General features: G+C 40.8%; 23 protein-coding genes. 11 read left to right on the plus strand and 12 right to left on the minus strand.

The genetic code is table 11. The features are described from left to right. Positions 1 to 28 precede the first annotated feature (28 nt). The gene (locus ACH11B_RS18755) at positions 29 to 1,210 is read left to right on the plus strand and encodes a homoserine dehydrogenase (RefSeq protein ID WP_013666641.1); all 1,182 of its coding nucleotides are present in this window, start codon (positions 29 to 31) and stop codon (positions 1,208 to 1,210) included. A gap of 154 nt (positions 1,211 to 1,364) precedes the next feature. Here ACH11B_RS18755 and ACH11B_RS18760 read toward each other — a convergent pair whose 3' ends face one another. From ACH11B_RS18760 to ACH11B_RS18770, 3 genes are all read right to left on the minus strand, one after another. Beyond that, positions 1,365 to 2,561, minus strand: a complete 1,197-nt coding sequence (locus tag ACH11B_RS18760; RefSeq protein WP_377609065.1) for an NAD(P)/FAD-dependent oxidoreductase — start codon at positions 2,559 to 2,561, stop codon at positions 1,365 to 1,367. A gap of 11 nt (positions 2,562 to 2,572) precedes the next feature. Then, entirely contained in the window at positions 2,573 to 3,628 is a 1,056-nt protein-coding gene (locus ACH11B_RS18765; RefSeq protein ID WP_377609063.1) for an oxidoreductase, read from the minus strand. Between the two features lie 100 nt (positions 3,629 to 3,728). Continuing rightward, positions 3,729 to 4,817 carry a hypothetical protein gene (locus tag ACH11B_RS18770; protein WP_377609061.1) on the minus strand — a complete coding sequence of 363 codons (1,089 nt, stop codon included), beginning with the start codon at positions 4,815 to 4,817 and terminating at the stop codon, positions 3,729 to 3,731. A gap of 245 nt (positions 4,818 to 5,062) precedes the next feature. On the opposite strand from ACH11B_RS18770, the gene ACH11B_RS18775 reads away from it, so the two are divergent. Beyond that, the gene (locus ACH11B_RS18775) at positions 5,063 to 6,331 is read left to right on the plus strand and encodes a serine hydrolase (protein ID WP_377609059.1); all 1,269 of its coding nucleotides are present in this window, start codon (positions 5,063 to 5,065) and stop codon (positions 6,329 to 6,331) included. 206 nt (positions 6,332 to 6,537) lie between these two features. Here ACH11B_RS18775 and ACH11B_RS18780 read toward each other — a convergent pair whose 3' ends face one another. Both ACH11B_RS18780 and prmC read right to left on the minus strand, forming a co-directional pair. Continuing rightward, positions 6,538 to 7,326: a glycoside hydrolase family 25 protein gene (locus ACH11B_RS18780; protein ID WP_377609057.1), complete on the minus strand. Its 789-nt coding sequence runs from the start codon at positions 7,324 to 7,326 to the stop codon at positions 6,538 to 6,540. Then, positions 7,327 to 8,187, minus strand: coding sequence for a peptide chain release factor N(5)-glutamine methyltransferase (prmC, locus tag ACH11B_RS18785; RefSeq protein ID WP_377609055.1), 861 nt, complete (start codon positions 8,185 to 8,187; stop codon positions 7,327 to 7,329). It lies immediately after the preceding gene. A gap of 349 nt (positions 8,188 to 8,536) precedes the next feature. On the opposite strand from prmC, the gene ribD reads away from it, so the two are divergent. Genes ribD through ACH11B_RS18805 form a run of 4 tightly spaced genes read left to right on the plus strand, consistent with a single transcriptional unit; the run spans position 8,537 to position 11,949 of the window. After that, on the plus strand, positions 8,537 to 9,583 hold the full coding sequence (ribD, locus tag ACH11B_RS18790) for a bifunctional diaminohydroxyphosphoribosylaminopyrimidine deaminase/5-amino-6-(5-phosphoribosylamino)uracil reductase RibD (RefSeq protein WP_377609053.1): 1,047 nt from the start codon (positions 8,537 to 8,539) through the stop codon (positions 9,581 to 9,583). A 2-nt stretch (positions 9,584 to 9,585) separates the two neighbouring features. Beyond that, the gene (locus ACH11B_RS18795; RefSeq protein ID WP_377609051.1) at positions 9,586 to 10,449 is read left to right on the plus strand and encodes an EamA/RhaT family transporter; all 864 of its coding nucleotides are present in this window, start codon (positions 9,586 to 9,588) and stop codon (positions 10,447 to 10,449) included. A gap of 21 nt (positions 10,450 to 10,470) precedes the next feature. Then, positions 10,471 to 11,088 carry an IMPACT family protein gene (locus ACH11B_RS18800; protein WP_377609049.1) on the plus strand — a complete coding sequence of 206 codons (618 nt, stop codon included), beginning with the start codon at positions 10,471 to 10,473 and terminating at the stop codon, positions 11,086 to 11,088. A 3-nt stretch (positions 11,089 to 11,091) separates the two neighbouring features. Beyond that, positions 11,092 to 11,949 carry a nucleoside phosphorylase gene (locus tag ACH11B_RS18805; RefSeq protein ID WP_377609047.1) on the plus strand — a complete coding sequence of 286 codons (858 nt, stop codon included), beginning with the start codon at positions 11,092 to 11,094 and terminating at the stop codon, positions 11,947 to 11,949. 20 nt (positions 11,950 to 11,969) lie between these two features. Here ACH11B_RS18805 and ACH11B_RS18810 read toward each other — a convergent pair whose 3' ends face one another. Continuing rightward, positions 11,970 to 12,659 carry a YafY family protein gene (locus ACH11B_RS18810; RefSeq protein ID WP_130857764.1) on the minus strand — a complete coding sequence of 230 codons (690 nt, stop codon included), beginning with the start codon at positions 12,657 to 12,659 and terminating at the stop codon, positions 11,970 to 11,972. Between the two features lie 98 nt (positions 12,660 to 12,757). Here ACH11B_RS18810 and ACH11B_RS18815 point away from each other — a divergent pair, with 98 nt between their 5' ends. Then, the gene (locus tag ACH11B_RS18815; RefSeq protein WP_130857763.1) at positions 12,758 to 13,195 is read left to right on the plus strand and encodes an acetyltransferase; all 438 of its coding nucleotides are present in this window, start codon (positions 12,758 to 12,760) and stop codon (positions 13,193 to 13,195) included. A gap of 197 nt (positions 13,196 to 13,392) precedes the next feature. Here ACH11B_RS18815 and ACH11B_RS18820 read toward each other — a convergent pair whose 3' ends face one another. Further along, the gene (locus tag ACH11B_RS18820; protein WP_377609045.1) at positions 13,393 to 13,920 is read right to left on the minus strand and encodes a YceI family protein; all 528 of its coding nucleotides are present in this window, start codon (positions 13,918 to 13,920) and stop codon (positions 13,393 to 13,395) included. Positions 13,921 to 14,502: 582 nt separating this feature from the next. Here ACH11B_RS18820 and ACH11B_RS18825 point away from each other — a divergent pair. Further along, positions 14,503 to 16,953: a TonB-dependent siderophore receptor gene (locus ACH11B_RS18825; protein ID WP_377609043.1), complete on the plus strand. Its 2,451-nt coding sequence runs from the start codon at positions 14,503 to 14,505 to the stop codon at positions 16,951 to 16,953. An 11-nt stretch (positions 16,954 to 16,964) separates the two neighbouring features. Beyond that, positions 16,965 to 18,194, plus strand: a complete 1,230-nt coding sequence (locus ACH11B_RS18830; protein ID WP_149105700.1) for a PepSY domain-containing protein — start codon at positions 16,965 to 16,967, stop codon at positions 18,192 to 18,194. Here the strand turns inward: ACH11B_RS18830 and ACH11B_RS18835 are convergent. The 5 genes from ACH11B_RS18835 to ACH11B_RS18855 form a co-directional block, all read right to left on the minus strand. Continuing rightward, positions 18,166 to 19,251, minus strand: a complete 1,086-nt coding sequence (locus tag ACH11B_RS18835; RefSeq protein WP_130857759.1) for a hypothetical protein — start codon at positions 19,249 to 19,251, stop codon at positions 18,166 to 18,168. The two genes, ACH11B_RS18830 and ACH11B_RS18835, sit on opposite strands and share 29 nt — an antisense overlap. A 62-nt stretch (positions 19,252 to 19,313) precedes the next feature. Further along, positions 19,314 to 20,924 carry an LA_2272 family surface repeat-containing protein gene (locus tag ACH11B_RS18840; protein ID WP_377609041.1) on the minus strand — a complete coding sequence of 537 codons (1,611 nt, stop codon included), beginning with the start codon at positions 20,922 to 20,924 and terminating at the stop codon, positions 19,314 to 19,316. 60 nt (positions 20,925 to 20,984) lie between these two features. Continuing rightward, the gene (locus ACH11B_RS18845; RefSeq protein ID WP_377609038.1) at positions 20,985 to 22,001 is read right to left on the minus strand and encodes a FecR domain-containing protein; all 1,017 of its coding nucleotides are present in this window, start codon (positions 21,999 to 22,001) and stop codon (positions 20,985 to 20,987) included. Then, entirely contained in the window at positions 21,998 to 22,597 is a 600-nt protein-coding gene (locus ACH11B_RS18850) for an RNA polymerase sigma-70 factor (RefSeq protein WP_198140273.1), read from the minus strand. The genes ACH11B_RS18845 and ACH11B_RS18850 overlap by 4 nt, the downstream gene beginning before the upstream one ends. Positions 22,598 to 23,018: 421 nt before the next feature. Next, a complete protein-coding gene (locus tag ACH11B_RS18855) occupies positions 23,019 to 23,852 on the minus strand; it encodes a universal stress protein (RefSeq protein ID WP_013666661.1) in 834 nt (277 codons plus the stop codon). Between the two features lie 159 nt (positions 23,853 to 24,011). On the opposite strand from ACH11B_RS18855, the gene ACH11B_RS18860 reads away from it, so the two are divergent. Both ACH11B_RS18860 and ACH11B_RS18865 read left to right on the plus strand, forming a co-directional pair. Beyond that, on the plus strand, positions 24,012 to 24,920 hold the full coding sequence (locus tag ACH11B_RS18860) for a UbiA family prenyltransferase (protein WP_377609036.1): 909 nt from the start codon (positions 24,012 to 24,014) through the stop codon (positions 24,918 to 24,920). A gap of 7 nt (positions 24,921 to 24,927) precedes the next feature. Then, the gene (locus ACH11B_RS18865; protein ID WP_130857756.1) at positions 24,928 to 25,575 is read left to right on the plus strand and encodes a class I SAM-dependent methyltransferase; all 648 of its coding nucleotides are present in this window, start codon (positions 24,928 to 24,930) and stop codon (positions 25,573 to 25,575) included. Positions 25,576 to 25,650 lie beyond the last annotated feature (75 nt).

Consider the following 25,650-nt stretch of genomic DNA (forward strand, 5'->3'; position numbering starts at 1 on the left):
TATATAGAGAAGAAGATCTAACAGAACAATGAGTAAAAAGCTTACACTAGGATTGTTTGGCTTTGGCGTGGTAGGCCAAGGCTTATACGATATCATTAAAACCAAAAAGCTAAACCTGGAAATCAAACGTTTTGCTATTAAAAACCCCGACAAAAAAAGAACACTACCCCTGGAATTATTTACTACCCAAGCAGATGAACTATTGGATGACGTGGAGATCAATACCATTGTAGAGCTCATAGACGACGCCGATGCCGCTTTCCATATCGTATCGAAAGCCCTAAAGAACGGCAAAAACGTCGTTTCAGCTAATAAAAAAATGATCGCCACACATTTGGAAGAGCTGGTAGATATTCAGCAGGCGTATGGAACGAGTCTTTTATATGAAGGGGCGGTATGTGGTAGTATTCCTATTATCCGTAACTTAGAGGAGTACTACGACAATGAGCTACTCCATTCCGTTTCCGGTATTTTTAATGGGTCGTCCAATTACATATTGTCCAAGATCTTTAACGAGCATATGGACTATGACACCGCGTTAAAACAAGCACAGCATCTAGGTTTTGCTGAAACGGATCCCATCTTGGACGTGGGTGGTTTTGATGCAAAATTTAAACTTGCTATTGTTGCTTCTCATGCGTACGGATTATATGTGAAACCGGAAGAAATTCTTAACATTGGTATCGATCAATTATCCGATTACGACATTCGTTTTGCACGGGAGAAAAACTACAAAATTAAATTAGTGCCGACGGCTAAGGAAATTGGAAATGAAAAAGTAATACTCTACGTAATCCCTAAGTTTGTGAATGAGAAAAGCATTCTTTATTCTGTAGAGAACGAATATAATGGTGTAGTGGTACAGGCTGCGTTTGCCGATCAACAGTTTTTCTATGGAAAAGGTGCCGGAGGGCATCCAACCGGTTCAGCTGTGCTGTCAGATATCGCTGCTTTACGGTATGACTACCGCTATGAATATAAAAAGCACCTGGAAGCAACCCAGTTGAATCATAGTAATAACCATAAGATCACCGTATACCTACGGTATAATGATGAATCTATTTTGGAAAAGCTAAACTTTCTAAAGGTATCAGAAAGACACTATGCCCGCGAATTCAAATACATTATCGGTGACATTAATCTGGAGTCTTTGATCGCCAATAAGGACTTATTGGCCGCCGATAAGGGATTTGTGGTTGAGGTACCTTAGGTTAGTTGTTAGTTATTCGTTTTTAGTTATTAGTTGTTAGTTATTAGTTGTTAGTTATTGGTTTTTAGTTGTTAGTTATTGGTTTTTAGTTGTTGGTTATTGGTTATTGGTTGTTAGTTATCACTAATAACTAATAACGAGCAACAAATAACGATTACAAATGCTGCGCAATTACATAGCCGCTTGCCCAGGCCCATTGGAAGTTATAGCCGCCTAGCCAGCCGGTAACGTCAACACATTCGCCACCGAAAAAGAGTCCTTTGCATTTTTTTGCTTCCAGACTTTTCGAAGATAGTTCTTCCGTGCTGACACCTCCACGCATTACTTCAGCTTTGTCGTAGCCTTTGCTACCTGCCGGTTTCACTTCAAAGCGGTGAATCACCTGTTCCATTAGTTTCACGTCTTGTTTGCCGACGGATGCGATTTTCTTATCGATAGGTAGAAATTTGCCTAATGCTTCAGTAAACTTCTTAGTAAAGTGATCTTGCAATAGCTGTGCAAGGAGTCGCTTCCCCCCTTTTTCGCGTTCTAGCTGAATTAGTTGGGCAATGCGTTGTTTCGGCAGTAAGTCGATCCAAATCAGCTCGCCCGGATTCCAATAGGAGGAAATCTGTAAAATGGCAGGGCCGCTAAGGCCCCAATGCGTGAATAAAATATTTTCTTCAAAGCTTGCTCGATTGTTCCAGACTTTACTGAAAATCGAATTGCCCGCCAAAGCACTGAACCATTCGGTATCCTTTCCGGTGATTGTCAGCGGAACCAGTGCCGGTGCTGTGGCGGTCACGGCCAAGCCGAATTGCTTTGCTATACGAAGCGAAAAATCACTAGCCCCCAATTTAGCAATAGGGAGTCCACCGCTGGCCATAACCACCTTGGGAGCCTCCAAGCTTTCCAAACGGCCTTTATGATGGAACATGACCTGAAAAGATCCGGTTGCCGGATTCTTTTCGATAGATTTAACCTCAGCCTCTAAAATCACCCGTTGCCCCAGTTCCTTAAGTAAGCGTTCAAATACAGCCACCACATCCTTAGCCTTGTTGGAATTCGGAAACAACTGTCCTAAGGTCTTCTCCTGCCCTGCAATACCCTGTTGCTCAAAAAAATGGATGGTATCATCGACGCTCCATTGATGGAGTGCGGCAACACAAAAGTGTTCATTTTCAGAGATGAAATTAGTGGGAGCTGTGTATAAATTGGTGTAATTACAACGGCCCCCTCCTGAAATCAATATTTTGGCGCCTAACTTGTCGTTTCGTTCCAGCACTGCTACCCTTTTGCCTAAGTAACCAGCCTGCACCGCACACATGAGACCGCAGGCACCTCCACCTATGATTAGGACATCATATTCCATGGAAAATAATTTTAGTCAACAGATAACACACGTTTCTCGTCCCAGCTTCGTTCCGCCAATTGTAATAGATAAATCACATCCCGAGCCTGTTCAGCCGTTACGGCTAATTCTGTTTTTCCGAGGATGGCATCACGCACATTTTCGTAATAACCCGGATAATTTCCCTTTTGGCTGCGAATCTTTCTCCGATTTTCCGGTTCTTCAGCCGTTGTATTGAGGATGCCCCATGTTTCTTCCGGTTCTTCGCCCCAATTCGGTAGATCGGCCGGTGTTTTTCCTTCCCGAAGTGCCGCTTCCTGTGGATCGACACCCGGTTTTACAAAGGCACCTTCCGTACCATATAAAGCAAAACGTGGCGTCGGTTCTTTCACCAACATACTTCCTTTGAGGGAAACTTTTAATTGTGGATAATATAATAAGACTTCGAAATCATCCACCGCCCCTACTCCTTCCCGCATTTTACGTAGTGACGCAAAGAGTGCTTGCGGTTTGCCGAATAATTGTAAGGTCTGATCGATGAGGTGTGCTCCAAGGTCGAACCAAATCCCCGAACCGGGTAGGTCATCCTCACGCCAGGCATTCGGCCGGAGGTAGTTGCGGAAACGGTCATAGCGAATTTCCATCGTTACCAATCGCCCGAGTTCGCCACTAGCGATCACGTCTTTTACGGTCAGGTAATCGCTATGCCAACGAGCGCTGTGGAAGACGGATAATACTTTACCTTGACTTTTTGCTATTGCAATCAGTTCGTTTGCTTCTTCCAATGTATTGGTAAAAGGTTTTTCTACTACCACATGTTTGCCCCCCAATAAGGCAGCTTTGCAAAGACTAAAATGTACATCGTTGGAAGTCGCAATAACAACTAAGTCAATCTGTTCATCATTAAAGATATCCTGTACATCGGTTACGATGTTTACGTCCGGATATTTAGTCCGTAATATATGTTGCTGTTCTTCCCGACGGGCATAGACTTTTGTTAATCTTAAACCTACTACGGAGCTTATAAGAGGGGCATGAAGCACTTGTCCTGCCATGCCAAAACCGATCAATCCTACATTGAGTTGCATGGGAGACGAAGATAGGGAATTGAGGAGAGATGGGCAAGGGTGTAAAATTAAAAGTCCCGATTATTCGATCGGGACTTTCTGCTATACTGATTGATATAACTTATTTCTTCAAATTTACGTTAAAGGCTACAGCTTTAGGACTTACCCCTACAGCTTGACTGGCCGAAAACGTAGCTCTACCGTCATTATATAATTGATAGAAGTGCATAGTGCCTTTACTCTGATAATCCTTTGCATCTCCAACGACTATAAAACCCAATTGCGGAAGAAAGTCAATACTATAAGGTGTTTGTATTGAAGTACCTGTTGTAAGTTCCTGAACCGTTTGATTGGACAAATTCATAACTAAACAAGTTGGCTTCGTTGCACCATTATAGTTAGAACTGATCATATAAGCTTGAGTCATCGATGACGATATGCGGACAATTGCAATATCCTCTATTCCAAATTCCATTGGAGAAAGCTGCCTATTGGCTGTATTATATACATAAAGTTTGGCAGGTTTCTTTTCACCGTAAAATGTTTCGGAAGCTCCGATGTACAGAACATTTTTGACAGTGTCCGCCGCAATCTTTTGAACATTTTCGGCCACGTTAATGTTGTCCTCGACTGTCAATGTTGTTGGATTGATTACAGAGATGCGATTGTCATAACCTTGCGTTGCAGCGTCTCTCCAGCCCGAGTTGGTTACATAAACTTTGCCACCAGTTGCCGTTAATTGTTCAGGGGACCGTCCAACAGGAATATCGTTAGTAGAAAAGCTTGTAGTATCCAATACGGTAACCTTATTTTCGCCATGAGCAGTTACATATACTTTTCCGCGATAACCTAGCAGATAACGGGGTAAAGCGATGTTGATTACTTCTAGTTCTTCCTTCGATGCCGCATCTAATACAATTACTTTGTTAGCGTCAGTTGCGGTGATATATAACTTCGATCCATAAATGATCATATCATTACCACCCTTTCCAATAGTTCCAGAATAAGCATTTTCCGTGTAGCTACCATTGTAAAACCCGAGGAAATCCAACGAAGAGTTTAAATTAGAACCTTCGTTCAAAAAGTAATAACCTATCTCTTCAGGGCCAGTCGGCAACGGTTGAGGATCATCGTTTTTACTACACGCTCCCAGTGTAAGTAAGGTTCCGGCTAATAAGCTTAGGTAAAGAGAGTTGATTTTTGTCTTCATTTGTTGTTTATAAGGTGAATTTTTATTGTATGCTTGTTATAACGGCTTAACAAGTAAAATTGCTACTCTTAAGCTGAAATTTAATTGGTGTGTATATTGTCTTAGATCTATAAGCTGATATTTTCCTTCTGTTGACAAAAATAGCCATTCGGGATGATTATCCAAAAGTAATACTTGCCAGGCTTTGATTTTGTATGCAAGTTTATGAGTTTTTTGTTACCTTAGTTGCACAAACCTGAATACGGATGAAAATACTGCTCTCTTTCTGCCTATTGTTTATTTCTTATAAAATCTATGCCCAACCGATGGATACCCTATTTTTAAAGAATTTAATTGAAAGTCATCCCGAACTTTTTAAAGCTGTTCTCGATGATCCGCAACGAAAGCAGGTGCAAATTCTTTATACCCAAATAGATCGCGATAAACATAATAAACCACATTTTACTTCTTTTAGCTACCGATTAAATCCTAACTGGTATTTCTATCCCGCCAGTACGGTTAAGCTCCCGGCATCTATCTTCGCCTTGGAGAAAATCAATGAGCTGAAAATTAAAGGACTGGATAAAAATACCCCGCTGAAAATCGATAGCGCTTGGGAAAGACAAACAACGGTTGAGATCGACTCTTCCTCCGCCAATGGACTGCCCAGTATCGGGCATTATATCAAAAAAATCTTACTGACCAGTGATAACGATGCCTTCAATCGTCTTTACGAATTCTTGGGACGGGCTGATATCAATCGCCGCTTGAAGAAATATGGGGCCAGTCATAGTCGCATTATCAATCGCCTAGCGATTGGCGATAAGGGTGAATGGGCGAAACATACGAACCCAATTACTTTTTATAAAGATGATCAGCTTATCTATCAACAAGCGGCCCAATACGATCCGCAAGATTACCCCTTAGATCTACAAAATCTAATTCGTGGTAAAGCTTATAGGGATGCCAATGACAGTCTCATTCATAAGCCCTACAGCTTTGAAGGGCTCAATGCATATGCGCTAGCCGATCAGCAGCTGATCATGAAAAAACTGCTTTTTCCCGAAGCCTTCCCGAAGAAAGAACGATTTCATCTGAGGGATGAAGACTATCGCTTCATCTACTACTATATGTCGCGTTTTCCACAGGAATCCGATTTTCCTAAATATGACAGCACTGAATTCTGGCCTACCTATAGTAAGTTGTTGTTTTTCGGTCGGGAAAAAGGTGTCCATCCGGATGGTGGTATCCGCAGTTTCAATAAGTATGGTGATTCCTACGGCTACAATATCGACAACGCTTATATCATAGATTTTAAAAACGGTGTCGAATTCCTGCTAACAGCTGTTGTGCAATCCAACAATAACGAAATCTATAATGACAGTGTTTATGAATACGAAGAGGTCACCTACCCTTTTCTGAAAAACCTAGGTAGGTTGGTTTATGAACATGAGCTAAAACGGGAAAAGAAGGTGAAGCCGGATTTGGGAAAGTTTATTTTTGGTGAATCGTTGAGTCAGAAATTAGCCAATTAGCCAATGTGATAATGTCGGCTTACTATCGCGATAGGTAGTTTCGCGTTTTAAGCGTATTTACCATGATTTATACCTTGTAAATCGTCAATTAATCGAGTAGTTTTTATACGGCTAATGATGGTTCAGTAATAGTGATAAAGCGCAAACCAACGAATAACCAATAACTAACAACCAATAACCAATAACTAATAACTAATAACCAATAACTAATAACCACAAACCTCACAAGGCATAATATTATTATTGCAGTTTAAGACATTGAAGTCGACGAACTCAGTGATGCCGGCGATTTTTCCGCGTTCACTATGTTGCCAGATATCCCACGGGCGATTGATATAATCAGGTTTATCCTCACGCTCGTAATGTGCAATCCATAAGGGGTATTTATCAAACTTTTCACCCAGGTAATCGCGGTAAAAAGTGATATAGGTATAAATAACGGGACGGATACCGTAGTGGTTGTGCAGGGTATTCAGACAGTCTTGTAAACGCTTTTTCAAAACTGTTTTATCGGTACGATAAGTTTTTTCGATATCAACAACGGGAGGCAAACAGCCTTCCAACCTTCCCACTCGTTTAATAAAAAGTTCTGCTTGTTTTACACCGTCTTTATTCGGATGAAAAAAGAGATAGGCACCTCGTTTTATACCGTGTGCCTTTGCTTCTTGCCAGTTGGTTTTAAATTTTTTATCAGTACGCATCCCCATCGAGGCGCGCATATAAACGAAGGAGATATGAATATCGCTATCCTGAGGCATAGATAAAGCATCCCAATCAATTTTACCTTGATATTGGGATATATCGATGCCGTGTGTATGGTATCCTGCGGGTATTTTAATGCCGTAATGCGTGCATTTATGGAATAGAAAATGGTTAACGACTGCAATGCAGGCTAATGCCAACCCACAGCACAGGGCTAATATCCATTTCCAGCGAGTGGGTCTTTCGCTACTCTTTTTCTTTCCTTTTCTTCTCTTTCTTCTAGTCGCACTCATTTATAAGCTGGCCCTCACCATTCTATCTGCGCCATGTATATCCTGTTTAAGTAGGATATTTTTGAATCCCTTTTTTGTTAGTAAATCTTTTACTTCCTGCCCGAAATTTCGATTGATCTCAAAATAGAGCTTCCCCCCTTTTTCCAGATGCGCTAAGGCGAATGCGGCAATCGTCTCATAAAAGAGTAACGGTGCCTGATCTTCCACAAAGAGAGCCAAATGTGGTTCAAATTGTAATACATTCGGATGCATTCCCTTCTGCTCGCTATTGGTGATGTAAGGCGGATTACTGACAATCACGTCGAATTTAACCTCTTCTGCAAAGATAATATCCCATTCCAGGATATCGGCCAGCATAAAGTGAACAGGGCATTGGTTGTCCGCTGCATTCTGCTTTGCTACGGCCAGTGCTTCAACCGATACATCCAAGGCGTAAACCTGTGCTTGATTAACATACTTTTTAATAGCAATTGGAATACAGCCCGAACCCGTGCCTATGTCTATTAGTTTAGATTCCGAGCTATTGGACAGTTTTAAATCCTGAATGATAAGATCTACAAGTTCTTCGGTCTCGGGACGAGGAATCAAGACATGTTGATTCACATGGAGGGATAATCCCATAAAAGGTGTGTGCCCTATGATATACTGAACCGGTTCACCGGCACTTATACGGCTGGCGGCATCTTCTAGCTGGTCCAGTTGCTCGTCGTTCAAGTTCATGGATTTGTGAAGGAGTAAGTCTCTTCTGCTATACCCTAACAGATCCTCCAACACAACGAGAAAGATGCTTTCCGCTTCGGTAGCTTCGTATAAAACAGCTAATTTTTCTATGAATCGTTTTTTGACGGTTTCGAGTTGCATGGCATTCAAAAGTAAAAATTCAAAAGTAAAAATTCAAAAGTAAAAAGCCTGCCGTGAGGTATCAGGTATCAAGACACCTGCCTACCGGCAGGCAGGTAGATATCAAGACTTTTTTAGTTGTGCGTTGCGAGTTTTCTTTGTCTTCTTGCTATTTCCCTGTTCTACTACTCAACTATCCGCACTTTAAACTTCCTAGCAACGCACAAAAAAAACTTATTCATCACTCATCATTCCTGCCTATCGACAGGCAGGCAACATTCATCATTTAAAACTCCACTCAACATAACATAAAACTGTAAAAAAAATCGGCCTATTGATCGACAGCTACTAAAATTCATTAGGTTTGTGCATGCCTAATCACGAAATCTATATGCGGCGTTGTCTGGAACTCGCTGAGCTCGGTCAGGGTAGTGTCAGTCCAAATCCGATCGTTGGGGCTTTGGTTGTACATCATGATACCATCATTGGCGAGGGATGGCATCGAAAATACGGAGAGGCCCATGCCGAACCGAATGCTATTGCCGATGTTTTTAACCGTTATCCAAACGCTGCTGATCTATTGAGAGAATCGACCGTCTACGTTACTTTAGAGCCTTGCTCCCATCATGGGAAAACGCCCCCTTGTGCCGATCTGCTCGTCAAGCATCAAGTAAAACAAGTGGTTGTTGCTTGTAACGATCCGTTTGAACAAGTAAACGGTCGTGGTATTGCCAAATTGCGTGAAGCGGGAATTGACGTACTTGAAGGTGTGCTGGAAGAAGAAGCAAAATTTGTAAACCGTCGTTTCTTTACTCGGGTGCAGCACCAACGACCTTATGTTATACTAAAATGGGCAGAAACAGCAAATGGTTATTTTGCTCCTAAAGGTGAAAAACAGCAATGGATCACGGGCTGCGCTGCACAGGTGGTCAACCATCGGTGGCGTAGCGAAGAAGATGCGGTTTTAGTAGGAGCCAATACGGCGTTGATCGATAATCCACAATTGACTGTCCGCCACTGGTTTGGAAGAAATCCCAAACGGATCGTTATTGATAAAGAGCTTTCGCTCCCACCTCATCTTCATTTGTTTGATAAAGAAGCGGAAACAATTGTATTCAACGCGAAAAAAACCGATTGGCAAGACAGACTAAAGTTGATTGCGTTGGAAAATTTCGACTGGTATTTGCCACAAAATATTCTATATCAGCTTCACTTGATGGATGTTCAATCACTTATTGTTGAAGGCGGTATAAAAACGCTCAATCTATTTATAAAGGCGGGTTTGTGGGATGAAGCGCGTGTGTTTAGAGGACAGGCTTATTGGAAGGATGGTTTAGACGCTCCCCGTTTGCAGGTTATACCTCAAATCAAGGAAAACATAGGGAATGATTCACTTACCGTTTATTTTAACAAATAGAGATGCTCTTAGTCCTTTTAAGTGTTTTGTGCAGCGTCACGGTATCGGTGATTATCAAATTGGCTAGGCGCTATTCGGTTAACACCCCGCAAATGATTGCATGGAATTATCCGATGACTGTCTTATTGAGCTACCATTACCTGAAGCCCGATCTAAGTAATTTTTCCATCGCAGAGGCGCCATTAATAAGCTATTTAGCATTGGGATTATTACTACCCTCCCTCTTTATTATCATTGCGGGATCTATACGCTATTCGGGCATTGTGCGAACGGAAGTGGCTCAACGTCTGTCTCTTTTTATTCCACTCCTGGCTGCATTCTTTATCTTTAATGAACATCCAAGTGCTACCAAACTTTTTGGCGTAGCCATCGGATTAGCGGCCATCGTATGCTCTATTAAATGGCAGACACGCAATCAACACAGCCTTACAAGCAGAAATGCCTGGCAGTATCCGCTGATGGTATTTTTCGGTATGGGAATAATCGATATTCTTTTTAAACATATTGCCCAATACCAAGCAGTTTCGTATAGAACTTCGATTTTTTTGGTTTTCGTACTCTGTACCTTAGTGTCGTTTTTGTACCTCGGCTTTTTAGCAAGTACCAAAAAGGAAAAATTTTCGCTTTCAGGAACCCTTTGGGGATTGGGGCTGGGACTTTTTAACTTTGGAAATATCCTCTTTTATATGAAAGCTCATCAGGCTTTACCAAACAATCCTTCTGTTGTGTTTTCAGGAATGAATATAGGTGTCATTGTTGTAGGTGCAGTTGTTGGTTTATTCCTGTTTAAGGAGAAATTAAGTACTTTAAACAAAGTTGGATTGGTATTGGCAGTGATCTCAGTAATTATCATTGGCCTATTATAAGCTTTAAGCGAATTATTATTCATGAATTTATTTGAAGATACCTATAAAACGATTGAAAAACCGGCTGAAGGTCTGTTCAAGGACAAAGGAAGTAAATTTATTGCCTATGCCTACCCTTTTAGTGATCCGGAAGATCTCAAAAATGTGATAACCGAAGTGAAAGATCTCCATCCGAAAGCACGACATCACTGCTGGGCTTACCGTTTAACAACAGATCGTTCCGTATTCCGCTTAAACGATGATGGGGAGCCTTCCGGTACGGCCGGTCGCCCCATATTAAATGTACTTCTATCACATGATTTGACGAACCTAATGGTAGTGGTAGTACGTTATTTCGGTGGTACACTGTTAGGCGTTCCAGGATTGATCAATGCTTATAAAAGCGCTACACAAGACGCCGTCAGTCAGGCCCGGATAATAGAAAAAACAGTCAATGACGTATATGAGGTGAGTTTCGATTACATGCAGATGAATGATGTGATGCGCATTGTTAAAGAAGACGATCTAATTGTGCAGCAGCAGGCTTTCGATAATAACTGTTCACTGACTTTTGAGATCCGCCAAACACAAGTCAATCATACCTTAAGTAAATTACAACATTTAACGAACGTAAAAGTAAAATACCTGCGGACCAACTAGCATATGAAGATGACGGATACCGATCTTATATTGAATGCCGATGGCAGCGTTTACCACTTGAATTTATTGCCTGAAGATTTGGGCGATACCATTATTACCGTAGGCGATCCTGACCGTGTTGGTCAAGTAAGCAAGTACTTTGATCGGATTGAAGTGAAGAAAGGTAAGCGAGAATTTATTACACATACCGGTTATGTGGGACAAAATAGGCTGAGTGTTATCTCAACAGGAATCGGCACAGATAATATCGATATTGTATTAAATGAGCTCGACGCTTTGGTAAATATCGATCTGCGTAGTCGTACAGTTAAATCGCAGTTACGATCATTGAATATCATAAGGATTGGCACATCAGGTGCCCTACACAATGATATTCCTTTAGATTCCATTTTGATATCCACTTTCGGTATCGGGCTCGATCCGCTGTTGCATTATTATCGAAAAGAAGAAGCTGCGGTTGAATTGGAATTGCAGACGGCCTTTCAAACGCATTTATCAACCCAATATATACATCCCTATGTGGCTGCTTGTTCCGACAATTTGTTGCATCAACTGGCCAAAGGCCTTCCGCAAGGAATCACTTTGACGGCTCCGGGGTTCTATGCACCGCAGGGGCGAGTTACACGTGCAGAACAACACCAAACGAATTTGTTAAACAAGCTTTGTTCCTTCCGTTATAAGGGAATGCGCATCGCCAACTTAGAGATGGAAACAGCGGGTATATATGGCTTAGCTAAATCGTTGGGGCATCAAGCGATTTCCGTAAATGCGATATTGGCAAGTCGCTTAGAGGCCGTCTTTAGCAAAGAACCGCAGAAGACCGTTGAAAAGGCAATACGTTTAGTATTAGCGCATTTCTAAGTCCCGGATACGACTTTTAGCTAATAATCCACAGGTAGCTTCTTCATAAAGTCAGCCACTGGCATGTGATCTGATTTTCTGAAAGGACATTTTAGATCAAACAACTTTTTAATTCTTGATACCCTGAAGTCGCGATACTCATGGCGAAGGTGGCACCAAGCGATGAGATGCCAGCTAAAGGCGTAAAAAATAAGTCCGATTGCTTCCACTTCACGACAACTTCGCTCACCATTTTCCTTTTCATAATCGATACGCAAGATTGATTTATTGGTGATGGCATGCTGAATGGTGGATAAATATTCAAAATCATTTTGGAGGCGGGATGGAATTTGTAATTTAATATGCTCGTTCAGGAACTCCAATTGCTCTTTTTGTTGACCTCGCATTACATTTTTGACTTTGTTTAATGCTGCGGTATAATGTTTTTGTATAGAACGATCAGCGAAACCCGCTAGAAAACGTTCCATAAGGATCAGTGCATTGGCTTCGTCATTTGTGAAAGATATCGGTGGCAGAAAGTAGCCTTGAACAATATAATAACCTTTGTTCGCTTCAAAACTGATAGGAATACCTTGCTCATTAATTGCTCGGATATCTCGGTAAACTGTTCGGGTGCTAATTTCAAATTTTTCCGCGATCGCCTCTACTCCGACATATCTGCGTGACTGAAGTAACGTTACAATACCAAAAAGTCTGTCAATTCTATTCATGTGAGTTCGAGAACCTAATTCTAGAAAAAGATTGACAAGTATAGAAAAAAGTCATTTAAGATAAGTAAAAGTTTATCTTTGAAATTTAGCCAATAGCGATGATTAAAAGTTTAACCCGGCACGACTATGAACGTGTCATGGAGATTTGGGAAAGTGCGGTAAGAGCGACTCATCATTTTCTTAAAGAAGAAGATATTTTGTATTATAAAGAACTGATTTATAATAAATACCTCGACTCAGTAGATTTATACGGTCACATCAGGCAAGATGGCATACTAACCGGCTTCATTGGGATCTCCGGCCAAGCCATCCAAATGCTATTTATAGATGCAACCAAACGCGGGATCGGAATAGGTAAAAAATTAGTGCAGTATGCCTTGGATGAAAAGGATGCAAGAACCGTTGATGTCAATGAGCAGAATCAGCAAGCGGTCGGCTTTTACAAGCATATGGGTTTTGTGGTTGTCGGCCGTACCGCTGTAGATGATGCAGGAAAACCCTATCCCATCTTAAGTATGGAATGGGGAAATGTTTAATAATATAAAAAAAGTGTCTAAAAAGTCCATCACCATCGTTCCTCGCAATGACCTTCGAGTCCTACAGAGCGAGGATATAACTAAATCGTCCTTTGGGCTCCTTTGTTTTTGTTTAAAAACTGACCGCTCGCAATGACACTTTTTTTAGGTGTTAACTACCTTTTAAACACTTTCTTACATTGTTTTAGCGTCACCAATTATGCTTGTTTTGCAAGCTGTATATTGCTCACTAATTTGATGTCTTCACCAAGAGCAAGGCCTCCTGTTTCAGTTAGTGCATTGTAAGTAAGACCGAAGTCCTTACGGTTAATTTTTCCGGTAATTTCAAAGCCCGCTTTGGTATTGCCGTAAGCATCTTTTTCAATCCCGCCAAATTCAGCTTTAAGCGTAACAGGTTTAGTTATTCCTTTCATCGTTAAGTCACCCGTTAATTCAAATTCATCATCCCCAATCTTTCTCCAAGAAGTGGAGTTAAACGAAATTTCAGGATGGCTATCTGCATCAAAAAAATCACCGGTTCTTAAATGGTTATCGCGATCAGCATTTTTAGTGTCTATGCTTTTTACATCAATTCTAAAATTCGCTGTTACCTCTTCAAAACCATCTGTTGCTGTCGCTTGACCGTCAAATTGATTAAACGCACCGGTAACGGTGGAGATTACCAAATGTTTGATCTTGAACTGTACATCCGAATGTACAGGATCTACTACCCATGTTGTTGCCATATTTTTAAATTTTTAATACATTTCTGTCTTGATGAATCAAAGATAAATACTTTAATATTAAATTAATGTTTAAACATTTATTGTGAAATTGCTATGACGGTTTAGGCATTAGGCATTAGGCATTAGGCATTAGGTTTTAGGCTATAAGCAGTAAGCTTTATAGTAAGTTTTAAGGTATAAGCTATAAGCAGTAAGCTTTAAGCTATCGGAAATCAGCAATCAGCCCATGATAACGTTAGCTAATCATCCCATTGGCTAATTGGCTAATCATCACATCGGCTAATCATTCATTGGCTAATTGGCTAATCATCACATCGGCTAATCATTCATTGGCTAATTGGCTAATCATCACATCGGCTAATCATTCATTGGCTAATCATCCCATCGGCTAACCGACCGTAGGGAGCTCATGAATGCCTTTAAAGTGAACACGAATGAATAATTATCCCCATTGGCTAATAAACTACTTCCCTACTCCACTTCCCCCTCCCCAACTCTTCTTTAGAATAATTTTTAATAAGAATTGTATTTTCAGGTTTTAGTTCTTTTCTTTGCAGAAATTTAGATAAAGTCCAAATAAGAATGAGACCGCTCTCCTACCTAACTGTTTTATTTGTCACTATTCAATCCTTATTTCTACCATCAATTATTCAAGCACAACAGATTGCTAACCTAAAGGGGGTGGTGTTGACCGCTGACGGTAAAGGTGCTGAAGGCGTTTCCGTTACCTTAAAAGGTTTAAATCGTGGCGCATCGACCGATGTTGATGGACACTATGAGATCAAGCAAGTCCCTTTCGGCTCTTACACACTTCGCGTAACGGCCTTAGGATTGAATACCCAAGAGTTGCAAATTAAGGTGGACGACCTTGAAGTGGATGTACAGACGATCATCTTAACAGAAAGTGCCGCCACGCTCAGCGAGGTGGTGGTTAATGGTGTAGGCGCTAATCCGTATACGAGAAGAAAAAGCAATTTTGTCTCCAAACTACCGCTTAACAACCTCGAAAACCCCCAAGTTTATACGACGATTACCAAAGAAGTGCTGAGAGATCAAATAGTCACAAACTTTAACGATGCGTTAAAAAATAGCTCAGGATTAGATAAGCTATGGAGTTCGACCGGTAGAAGCGGCGATGGGGCCGCGTACTTCACCTTAAGGGGCTTTTCTACACAGCCAAATTTGATTAATGGAGTTGCTGCACTGACCAATGGCGATTTAGACCCCGCTAATATCGAGCAAATAGAGGTGGTCAAAGGGCCGTCGGGCACGTTATATGGTGGAGCACTGGTTAATTTTGGAGGTCTGATCAATATCGTTACTAAAAGACCCTTGGATACGGTAGGTGGAGAAGTTTCTTACACCATAGGCAATTATGCTCAACATCGGGCAACCTTAGATTTGTACGGTCCGCTCAATCAAAAAAAGAATCTATTAGGACGTGTAAATGCGGCATATCATAAGCAAAACAGTTTTCAGGATGCGGGGTTCAGGAAATCATTTTTCATCGCACCTTCACTGGAATATCGAGCTACTAGTCGATTGACTTTGAACTTAGATGCTGAATTATATCATTATGAAGGAACAAACCCGCTAATGATTTTTCTGAATAGAACACGACCTCTCCATGCAAATACACCGGACGAATTACAATTTGATTATAATCGGTCATATACACATGATGATGTAACGTTTAAAACCCCTACAATTAATCTAAGAGGACAAGCTTTGTATAAGATATCCGATCAATGGACATCTAGAACCCAAGTCAATTATAACCGAAGAAAAACCGATGGTTATTATCAGTATGTGATGTATACGGATGTTGATAATGAACGGTTAGGCACCATTGCAAACGACACGATATTGAGCCGTTATGTTACCAAACAAAACGCAGTAAGTGAAGTGATTAATATTCAGCAGAATTTTACGGGCGACTTTAAGATTGGTGGTTTACGGAATCGTTTGGTTTTTGGTTTAGACTACCTAAGACAGGTGAATAAAAATAATAATGCTCCTTATATTGTTTTTGATCGACTGAATTCGAGTATTGATGATCCAAATTACTACAATTACAATAAGGAGGCAATTGATGAGCGACTGGCCGCCAGTACCGGTTCTTATACCTACAATCGCGCCAGCAGTAATGTATACGGAGCTTACTTGTCTAACGTACTTAATATAACCGATCAGTTGATCGCCATGGCGAGTGTGCGCGTCGATCGCTTTCAGAGCGGTGGAACGGAGAACTTAAATACAGGTGTGGTAACGGGCGACTATGGACAGACGGCTGTTTCACCGAAATTTGGTGTCGTGTACCAAGTGATCCCTAACCAAATATCGATTTTTGCCAATTATATGAATGGCTTTCGGAATGTGGCTCCGGTTACGCAACCGCTCCCGGATATACCCAATACGTTTAAACCGCAGCAAGCTAATCAATGGGAAGGCGGCGTTAAATTGGATGTACTGGATAATCGATTGAGCTTTACTGCCAGTTACTATGATATATCCGTTAAAAATATTACGCGAACTGAATCAATCATCAGAGATGACACTACATACAACATCACCGTTCAGAATGGTACACAGTTGTCACGAGGCTTTGAATTGGACTTAACTGCACGTCCGGTAGAGGGCTTGAATATTATTTTCGGCTATAGTAATAATACCAGTAAAATTACCAATGCCGATGTGAATGTTAATGATCGCCGACCTGTTTCGGCAGGCCCCAAACATTTGCTTAATTACTGGGTTAGTTATCGTTTTCATCAAGGAGCAATTAAAGGGATTGGTTTAGGTTTCGGCGGCAATTCTGCCAGCGAGAATATTATTACCAACGATTTGCGGACCGGTACTTTTACTTTGCCGGGATATACGGTGTTGAATGCCTCTGTTTTTTATGATCATCCTAAATTTAGGATCGGATTAAAGATGGATAACTTGACTGATAAGGAATACTTTAAAGGGTGGACAACGATCGAACCGCAGATGCCGAGAAGCTTTTTGGCTAATTTAACGTATAAATTCTAAATATCGGGTTAATGGCACATGGTAAGACGAAAGCAAAGAAGAAAAAAGGAGCGATCAAAAAAATCGCTGCATTTCTGCATTTATGGCTCGGTTTGATTTCAGGCATCATTGTTTTTATTGTAGCCATTACGGGTTGTCTTTTTGTCTTCCAACATGAAATTAGCAACCTGATTCATCGCGACAAGTTTTATGTTGAAGTGCCGGAAAACGCAAAGGTGCTGCCCTTAAGTAGTTTACAAGCAACTGCTGACAAAGCGCTGGGCAAGTCGGCAACCTATATCACAAGCTATCGCGCACCGGAGAAAGCATGGGAGTTCATGTGTTATGAGGCGGGCAACCAACAAGCCCTCACCTTTTTCGGCGCCATTAACTGTTACGAATCCGTATTTATCAATCCCTACACCGGTGAGATTACCGGTCGTATTGATTACACCAGGGAATTTTTTACCATTGTGAAATATATCCATTGGAGTTTGCTGCTGAATACACCCTATGGTCAGCCAATCGTAGGATATGCTACACTCCTATTCGTCATTCTTTTAATAACAGGTTTAGTATTATGGTGGCCTAAAAATCTAAAAAAATCGAATGTCAATAAGAGCTTCAAGATCAAATGGAAAGCAGGATTTAAGCGCCTGAATTACGATTTACATAATGTGCCCGGTTTTTATGCCTTGCTAATTACACTGATTTTGGCATTAACAGGAATGGTTTGGGCCATGAAGTGGTTCGAAACGGCGGTTTATGTAACCGCTTCGCAATCAACCACACCACCGCCCTTTGTTACGAAACAGTCGGATACCACAGCAGTCGCCGTACTTTCCCCATTGGATGTTGCATTCGCTACGGCCAATAAGGAATTTGATAAAGGGTATGATCGTATTGGTTTATCACCGGCTTTCGGCAAAGAAGGTGTAATCTATGCAGCTGGTTATCGAGGCGCAGAGCTCTATTATAACACAGACGAAATACAACTAGATCAGTATACAGGGAAAAGACTTTATCGTCGTAATTACGCAGAGAAAAACAATGGTGAGAAGCTTATTGCTATGAATTACGATATTCATGTAGGCGCCATTTTAGGTTTACCCGGGAAAATCCTCGCTTTTATCGCTAGCCTAATTGCCGCTTCTTTACCGGTCACAGGCTTTATTATATGGTATGGCCGGAAGCGAAAAAGCAGGCCGGCCATACCACCAAAAGGAAAACGATTTACAGTACCAGCTGTAGACCTGCGGTAAAGCCTACATTCAGCGCTTGATAATCTTTGCTGTTCTGCTTGTCCCAAATTTTCATTTTAACCAGCTTTTTGCCATCCTCATTATCAGTATTGATGTAATTAATCGATGGACCGCCATATAGATATATATTAGGTCCTATTTTGATGGAAGGTAGAATACGTAAACCATTTTTATTAAAGTAATTGCCATCAAAATCAGTTAGCGTGATGGATGAGATTTCAGCAGCGAGCCTAAAGTTGGTTCGATTTAACAGATTCGCACCGATACCTCCTTCTACGCCGTAGCGAATGGCCTCATATTGCGGATTGAACCCAATTCCGAGGATTCCATATAAAATTTGGCCACCGGAGCGGAAGCTGGCAAAAGTCGACAGATCTTCATCTGTTCCAATGCGGATACTCTTTTCCCCATTTTTCACGATATTCACCAAGCCGAGGGTATAATCGCTGCTATCCGCGATATTCAGCACCCCGAATTGTATGCCCCTTACGTTTTTTGCTTTGTTGATGACCCCAGCTATTTGGACACCCTTTACGTTGTCAGCCTGATTGTAAAGTCCTGCCATCTGCACACCATCCATTTGCTTGCTCCTGTTGCTTACACCACTTGCTTGCAAGCCCTTGGTAGAAATCGCTGTATTGAGCACACCGCCCAATTGTAGATGAACATTTCCCCTACTTTGGTTGAACAAGCCCGCAAATTGATAACCCTTAGCTGCATCGCCTGCTAAATTGACGGCACCGGCTAACTGTACGCCATGGAGCGTGCCGGAAACCTGGTTGAATACACCGGAAGCTTGCAATCCGGAAGCATTGCCCTTAACAATTCCGGCAACACCATATAATGCGAACGCTTTCTCTCCACCAGATAGACCTGCTATAGCATGTAAGCTAATGGTGTTGCTATAATTGGCTGCTTTGCCACCATGGGTACTTAATGGATATATGATGCCTACGTGAGCAGGGCTATCTTCTTGAGCAGAGAGGTTAAAAGATCCTACTATTAATAAAGTAAGTGCCAGCAGGGTCTGTTTGTAGCTAAATAGTTTTCTTTCCATAAATCTTGTCATTATCTTCGTTTAACTAATGACAAGCTAGCTAGACTTCCCCCCTATTCTTTTTAGAAAAAAGCAACACCCAATTCAAGTCCTACCCACCATTTAAAGCGTTCTTTGTTTAGAAGGTATGGATATCCGGCCGAAGGAATGTCTTGTGCGTTTTCAATAACCTGTTTATTCTTGCTAAGGAAATTAATCGTTGGCGCAACGTACAATTTTGTTTTTTGACCTAAAGAATAATTGTAAAGGATATTCATCTTAGTCCAACTGCTCACGTTTTCATAGACTGATCGGTGTAATTGCTGGCTCAAAAGTTCTACCGCAAAATAATTATCTTGATTTCTTCTTCTAAACTCATGCCCCAATCCGAAGCCCGTAGCAAAAGTTTGCTCACCATTCCAGCTTCCGTAGCCCGCAGAAAGAATGCTGTATAAATTTGCGTTTCCACTTTTAAATGCCAGATTGGTATACAGGACCTCATTACTTGATACACTCAGTCGTTTCATTCCGTTTTTTGAAATATTAACCAATCCAATGCTGATTCCCGAAGAGGTATCAGCCATATTTATTAAACCAAATTGTAAGCCGTGGTTCGTTTTCGTCCTATTGAGAATTCCGGCAATTTGTACGCCCCTTAGTTCCTCAGCATAGTTCATTATGCCGGCCAATTGAACGCCATTTGCATGTTTTTTAACAAAGTTAAAGACGCCGGCGGCTTGAAAACCCTTTAAGCTATCAATAACCGTATTATAAATTCCGGAGAGTTGAACCCCCGACATATTACCCCCTACCATATTGACAGCACCCGCCGCCTGAACATATTTCACGTGATAGCGATCGATATTGAATATTCCAGCCAACTCTACGCCATTGACTCCCGCGGTGTAACCACCAATGAGATTAGCCGATAACTTGTTGACGACCTGACCACTCATCATGCCATGTGAGCTTAAGCCGGGAGTTAGCGAAACCTGTACGGGGGTATAGGCGAAAAAGTTTCCCAGATTTAATGCATTTAGCTTTTGTTTAGAACTTAAAAATAAACGAGCGAGCGCGGTATTGGAGACAGATTCTTCCCCATCTCCCATATATCCATAATGCCCACTACTATTGATGTTTTTTCCTAGGTTGACGGTAGGCAAGAAAACGGTGGTGGTATCTTTGTAAAGTTCTTTGCTAACCGTTAAAATCATGGGATTTCCGTCCTTGGTTTTCAGCTTTAATTTAAAATAACCCTTTCTATCGGTCATCGTTCCCACGAGTAGCCGTTTTTCATAAACGCTGGCATTATGGATTCCTGCTCCGGTTTTTTCATCCACTACATAGCCTTTAATGGTATATATTTTTTTTCCTTCGCCCAATTCTTCAGGCATGAGCGTTAAACGAAATGGAGCCGGACGGATAATTAAATGATTCGGACTCTCTTGATATTCGTAACTATCACCCAGTAATGTATTGAGTGCCGTCTTTACGTCGCCATTGAAATGCTGGATGCTAACCAAACTGTCACTTCGGATAATGCCGCTGCTATAAGAAAAATGAAAGCCACCTTGCCTTCCGATATCTTCCAGTACGGTTACAAGTTTTTGTTGGCTCACATGAAGTTTAACCGGCTTAAAAAGATAGTTTTGACTAAAAGCGGTGAAACCCGCTAAAGACAATACGAATGTCAATAGCAGGCTTTTACAAGAATGCAATAATTGGTTCTCCAAGGGGATAGCGATTATGTTATATTATAACGTTTCTTTTTTTAATATAATTGTTTTACCATTTTTTTCCATTTCCAATCGTAATGTTTTACATAACGTATGCAAGATGCCGGGTAAAGAATCATTGTCAAAGGTAGTAGTTATTGGCAAATTGCCTGTGGCTATATTCTCCGGTACAATCCGCACTTGATAAACTTCGTTGAGTACTTCTACAAATCGCCACAAAGGGGTCCCGTCTAATTTAAACATCCTACTTCTGTAGTAGTCATACAGTTTATCGTGTTGCTTTTCCTGTTTAAGGCCCTTTTGTTCTACCATTGCAATGGCTTTTTCGTCTGGCTTTAATTTGATAATTACATCTTCTCGACTTACTTGAACAGCTCCGGTCTCCACAATAACCTCCGTCAATTTTCTGTTGCTTTTTACATTAAACGAAGTGCCCAGTACGTTGATCGTCAAATCTTTTACGGCTACATTGAAAGGGCGTTTCTTGTCGCTGGCCACATCAAAAAAAGCCTCCCCCGACATATGTACTTTGCGTTGGCCGTTAAATAAATCTTCGGTATAGCTGAGTTTAGCATGACTGTTAAGTGTTACAACGGTTCCGTCCGGTAAAGTATCGGTTAGGGGCGTTTCATTAGCCGTCACCTCAATGCTATGCAAATACGGATGCTTTGGTGCTATAATGTAAAGGTAAATACCTGTCATTAAACCCATAACCGCTAGGATGCTTGCCGCTACCCTTAACCATCCCGTACCCTTACCTTGATATTCTTGAAGATGTGGTATTGAATCGCCCTCGTCGACATCTTCTGGGGGTCTTTCAAAGCGTTGATCTCTCAGCAGTTGAAACCTTTTCCATGCTATATCTTCGTCCATAGGTTGCTGCAACGCAAGCTGCTTGCTGGTATCCCAAATCAATTTGAATTGTTCAAACTTTTTCCGGTTGGCCTGGTCCTCTGCAAGCCAAGCTTGTACATCTTGATCTTCCTCAGGAGATGCTTCCTTAAGAAGGAATTTTATAAGTAATTCATCTTTCATTGCCCGAGAAATAATTTTAGTAAACAATAAACCATAAGCGGCAAATAATCAGCCAATTCCGTCCGTAATATTTTCAGTGCCTTTCCCATTTGATTCTCCACGGTCTTAATCGATATCTCTAGTCTGTCTGCGATCTCCTGATACTTTAACTCCTCAAAGCGACTCATCTGAAAAACTGTTCGACATTTTTCCGGTAATACGTTTAAGGCCTTTTGAAGTTCCCTTTTTAGTTCGTTTTCATGCAGCTGATTAGCAGTATGTTCGTAGGTGAAATCATTTACATAAGTAATATGATCTTGGTGTCTTTGTTTTACCTGCCAATGCTTAATGGTGTTCATGCAATCATTGTAAGTAGCTCGATATAGGTACGATTTTAGTGAGCTTCGTATGTCCAGATTCTCTCTTTTTTCCCAGAGTTTTAAAAAAAGTGATTGTACGATCTCCTCTGCTGCAACGGCATCTTTTAAAATTGTAAAAGCGTAAGCATGTAGACTATTGAAGTGCTGTTTAAAAACATTTTCGAAAATTTCTTCATTCCCCTGTTGCAACAGGTTAAGCGTGACGTTGTCGCTCTGCATATTTAATTGTGTTAGCATATAAGCTATATCAAGTCAAACTTAGATAAACTCGCTGTCATATACAATTCTTGCGCGTATCCTAGCACGTTTATCATTTTCTTCCTCTATTTTTTTATGAAATACCGATAACCTTCCTCATTCCGCTTCCCTTCTTTGCTACTATGACAACCGTTCCTTCATCTACCCCTATGGCTTCAATTATTTTTTTATTAGGGAAATAGTTGAGTGGTTGAGTAGAAAAGTAGTTTATTAGCCAATGTGATGATGAGCCAATTAGCCAATGTGATAATTATTCATTCGTGTTCACTTTAAAGGCATTCATGAGCTCCCTACGGTCGGTTAGCTGATGTGATGATGGGCTTTTGTGGGCTTAAAGCTTACTGCTTATAGCCTAATGCCTAAAAGCCTAATGCCTATAGCTTATCGCCTAAAGCCTAATTCACGCCTGCTTTGCTAAAAGTAATGGTATATGGGTTACATAAGCCATCCGCTCGGTAATGTCTGTTAAGAAGAGGCTTTCAAAAAAGTTTCTTTTCTTCTCAATATGGACGATTAACGAGATGTCATGCGACTTGGAGAACTCCAATATTTCCCTTACAATATCAATTTCGCTGATGGCATAGTACTTGGGATTGTATCGACTAATTTTTTCCTTTACAGCGGTAAAATTATGATTGTGCAAGGTTTGTAGCGGTATGCCTTCGCTTTCATGACTGAGCACGTAGAGTTCGAGGTGGTTATGGAAATGCAAAGGATTCAATAAATTGGTTATTGTTTGCGCCTGTTTAGGATCTTGCAGATCGATCACCGATGCGATTTTAGTGATAGGTGTAAGCTTTGCAGACTCGGGCACAATTAATAGGGGCCGGTTGACAGTTTTAGCGATCTTTATGGTATTGCTTCCTATTAGGGTTTGCTCAAGTTTACTTTTACCGGTTAAACCCATCACCACGTAGTCCACCTGATATTTGTTGATTAAATCATTGGTAAGCTCATCCAAATCACCTTCTTTTGCTAAGTAGGTCAATTCGGTGTCCGTATGTTTTAAAAATTTCAGTTCATTAACCAATCGCTTTAAATGCGTCATCGATTCCTCTTTGGTTTCGTGTGTTTTATTTACTACCAACGGACTGCTGGGAATTGATGTAATACTCGGCAACTTATTGAATAATAATATACGTGCGATTTTCAACTGCTTCGCTAAGATAGCAGCGTATTTCGCAGCATGTGTGGCTGCGTCAGAAAAATCCGTTAGTACTAAAAGCGTCTTCATAAAATTAAATTTAAACTCAAGCGCTAACACTTAAAGCAATATACTAATAAGCTAAGTTAATATGCAAGTCATCCGATTAAATTTCCGCAAAAGTATGATGAAAAACTCCGGTCAATCAGATACAAAAACTGTATTTTAGCTTCCATATCCGTTGAGGGCATGATAGATCGCTTTATTAAATTTGTGTTTTTTGGAAACATTTTTGTCGGTATTCTGGCCATCGCCTTGTCGCTGGAAACCACCGTTCAACTTGCCATTCCTTTTAATAATACAGCTTATTATCTGCTTTTGTTTTTTGCAACGATGGCATACTATACATATGCTTATATCAATGTAACAGTAAGCAGTAGACATAACAATCCGCGCACCCAATGGTATCAACAAAATATCCGATTTGCTAAAGGAAACTTAGGATTTTCCATTTTGATCAGCCTACTGCTTGCTTTAGGGCTGATTTGGCAAAACATACAGTCGTTGAGCTCCCTACATTGGATTTATTGGTTGATCCTTATTATTGTACTCGTTGCAATTATTTTATATTACGGACTTTTACCGCGATCATTTATGGCGCTGAATATTCGAAATTCGGGTTTATTGAAGGCCTTTATCATCGGATTCGTCTGGGCATGTTGCGTCAACCTTTTTCCTATTATTATGTTGAAAATACAGCACCCGCTAAATTCGGTCGATCCCTTTCTTGTGCTATGGCTTTTTGTTAAAACCTTTATGTTCTGTACGGTAAATGCCATTATGTTCGATATTAAAGATTATGCAGAGGATGCCAATAAGCAATTAAAAACGTTTGTCGTGAGATTTGGCCTTCGAAATACAATCTTTCAGCTATTAATTCCATTGCTATCCGTAGGTGTCCTATCCATGGTCATTTTCGGCTATTATAGGCATTTTAGCTTCATTCCTTTAGTGATCAATATTTTCCCTTTCGCCTTATCTTTGGTAGTGGCTTATTCTATGCATAAGCGGCATCGGATACTTTATTACCTAATTGTTATTGACGGTTTGTTACTGGTGAAAGCAATTTGCGGAATATTTGCCATGCAATTTGTGTAACAATACAATGAAGAATAACTATGATAATATTGCGCCCTTATATGATAGGTTAAGCCGATTGGTGTTCGGGCGGGCGCAGGTCAACGTTCAATTAGATCTGATACACAGCATTGCAGCGGATAGTCGTATTTTGATTGTTGGAGGTGGATCGGGATGGATACTGGAGGCGCTGGCCAAGTTACATCCCGAAGGTTTAACGATAACCTATGTGGAAATTTCAGAAAAAATGTTGCGAATGGCCCGAGATCGTAATTGTGCTAATAACAAGGTTGTATTTGTTGAGCAAGCCATTGAAGATTTTGAGGCACTTCAAAATTCTTATGATGTGATCATCACTTCCTTTTTGTTCGATAATTTTTTGCGACCAAAAGCGGAAAAAGTATTTGGTCATTTGACGAGATTACTGGCAAGCGAAGGCCTCTGGCTTTATGCTGATTTTTATCTTGATCCGAATAAGAAAAACGGCTGGAAAAAGGGAATGCTCAAACTTATGTATAAATTTTTTGGGTATCTGTGCCAAGTTGAAGCACGCAATCTCATCGATATGAGCCCCTATTTTCAGCGCAACCGGTATCAGATGCTTTTCTCTTCCCTACACTATGCCGGTTTTATAAAGGGTATTGTTTATAAGAAATCCAAAACTGGTCCCGAATAAATAGCTGTTGGTAGAATTAGTGCTTAAGTTGGTGTATTCTATTTCGCAATTCGGTAAATGTCTTTTATTTTAGTC

The organism is Olivibacter sp. EAT-5, from assembly GCF_044784325.1.
GTDB classification, from domain to species: domain Bacteria; phylum Bacteroidota; class Bacteroidia; order Sphingobacteriales; family Sphingobacteriaceae; genus Olivibacter; species Olivibacter oleidegradans.

Bases quoted from the DNA above. Each gene is read 5' to 3' on its own strand.
- ACH11B_RS18830 (WP_149105700.1), top strand. From the start codon at position 16,965: ATGGCACATGGTAAGACGAAAGCAAAGAAGAAAAAAGGAGCGATCAAA.
- ACH11B_RS18755 (WP_013666641.1), top strand. From the start codon at position 29: ATGAGTAAAAAGCTTACACTAGGATTGTTTGGCTTTGGCGTGGTAGGC.
- ACH11B_RS18845 (WP_377609038.1), bottom strand. From the start codon at position 22,001: ATGAAAGATGAATTACTTATAAAATTCCTTCTTAAGGAAGCATCTCCT.
- ACH11B_RS18765 (WP_377609063.1), bottom strand. From the start codon at position 3,628: ATGCAACTCAATGTAGGATTGATCGGTTTTGGCATGGCAGGACAAGTG.
- prmC (WP_377609055.1), bottom strand. From the start codon at position 8,187: ATGCAACTCGAAACCGTCAAAAAACGATTCATAGAAAAATTAGCTGTT.
- ACH11B_RS18820 (WP_377609045.1), bottom strand. From the start codon at position 13,920: ATGGCAACAACATGGGTAGTAGATCCTGTACATTCGGATGTACAGTTC.
- ribD (WP_377609053.1), top strand. From the start codon at position 8,537: ATGCCTAATCACGAAATCTATATGCGGCGTTGTCTGGAACTCGCTGAG.
- ACH11B_RS18855 (WP_013666661.1), bottom strand. From the start codon at position 23,852: ATGAAGACGCTTTTAGTACTAACGGATTTTTCTGACGCAGCCACACAT.
- ACH11B_RS18775 (WP_377609059.1), top strand. From the start codon at position 5,063: ATGAAAATACTGCTCTCTTTCTGCCTATTGTTTATTTCTTATAAAATC.
- ACH11B_RS18780 (WP_377609057.1), bottom strand. From the start codon at position 7,326: ATGAGTGCGACTAGAAGAAAGAGAAGAAAAGGAAAGAAAAAGAGTAGC.
- ACH11B_RS18825 (WP_377609043.1), top strand. From the start codon at position 14,503: ATGAGACCGCTCTCCTACCTAACTGTTTTATTTGTCACTATTCAATCC.
- ACH11B_RS18810 (WP_130857764.1), bottom strand. From the start codon at position 12,659: ATGAATAGAATTGACAGACTTTTTGGTATTGTAACGTTACTTCAGTCA.
- ACH11B_RS18865 (WP_130857756.1), top strand. From the start codon at position 24,928: ATGAAGAATAACTATGATAATATTGCGCCCTTATATGATAGGTTAAGC.
- ACH11B_RS18795 (WP_377609051.1), top strand. From the start codon at position 9,586: ATGCTCTTAGTCCTTTTAAGTGTTTTGTGCAGCGTCACGGTATCGGTG.
- ACH11B_RS18815 (WP_130857763.1), top strand. From the start codon at position 12,758: ATGATTAAAAGTTTAACCCGGCACGACTATGAACGTGTCATGGAGATT.
- ACH11B_RS18835 (WP_130857759.1), bottom strand. From the start codon at position 19,251: ATGGAAAGAAAACTATTTAGCTACAAACAGACCCTGCTGGCACTTACT.
- ACH11B_RS18860 (WP_377609036.1), top strand. From the start codon at position 24,012: ATGATAGATCGCTTTATTAAATTTGTGTTTTTTGGAAACATTTTTGTC.
- ACH11B_RS18800 (WP_377609049.1), top strand. From the start codon at position 10,471: ATGAATTTATTTGAAGATACCTATAAAACGATTGAAAAACCGGCTGAA.
- ACH11B_RS18850 (WP_198140273.1), bottom strand. From the start codon at position 22,597: ATGCTAACACAATTAAATATGCAGAGCGACAACGTCACGCTTAACCTG.
- ACH11B_RS18760 (WP_377609065.1), bottom strand. From the start codon at position 2,561: ATGGAATATGATGTCCTAATCATAGGTGGAGGTGCCTGCGGTCTCATG.
- ACH11B_RS18805 (WP_377609047.1), top strand. From the start codon at position 11,092: ATGAAGATGACGGATACCGATCTTATATTGAATGCCGATGGCAGCGTT.
- ACH11B_RS18770 (WP_377609061.1), bottom strand. From the start codon at position 4,817: ATGAAGACAAAAATCAACTCTCTTTACCTAAGCTTATTAGCCGGAACC.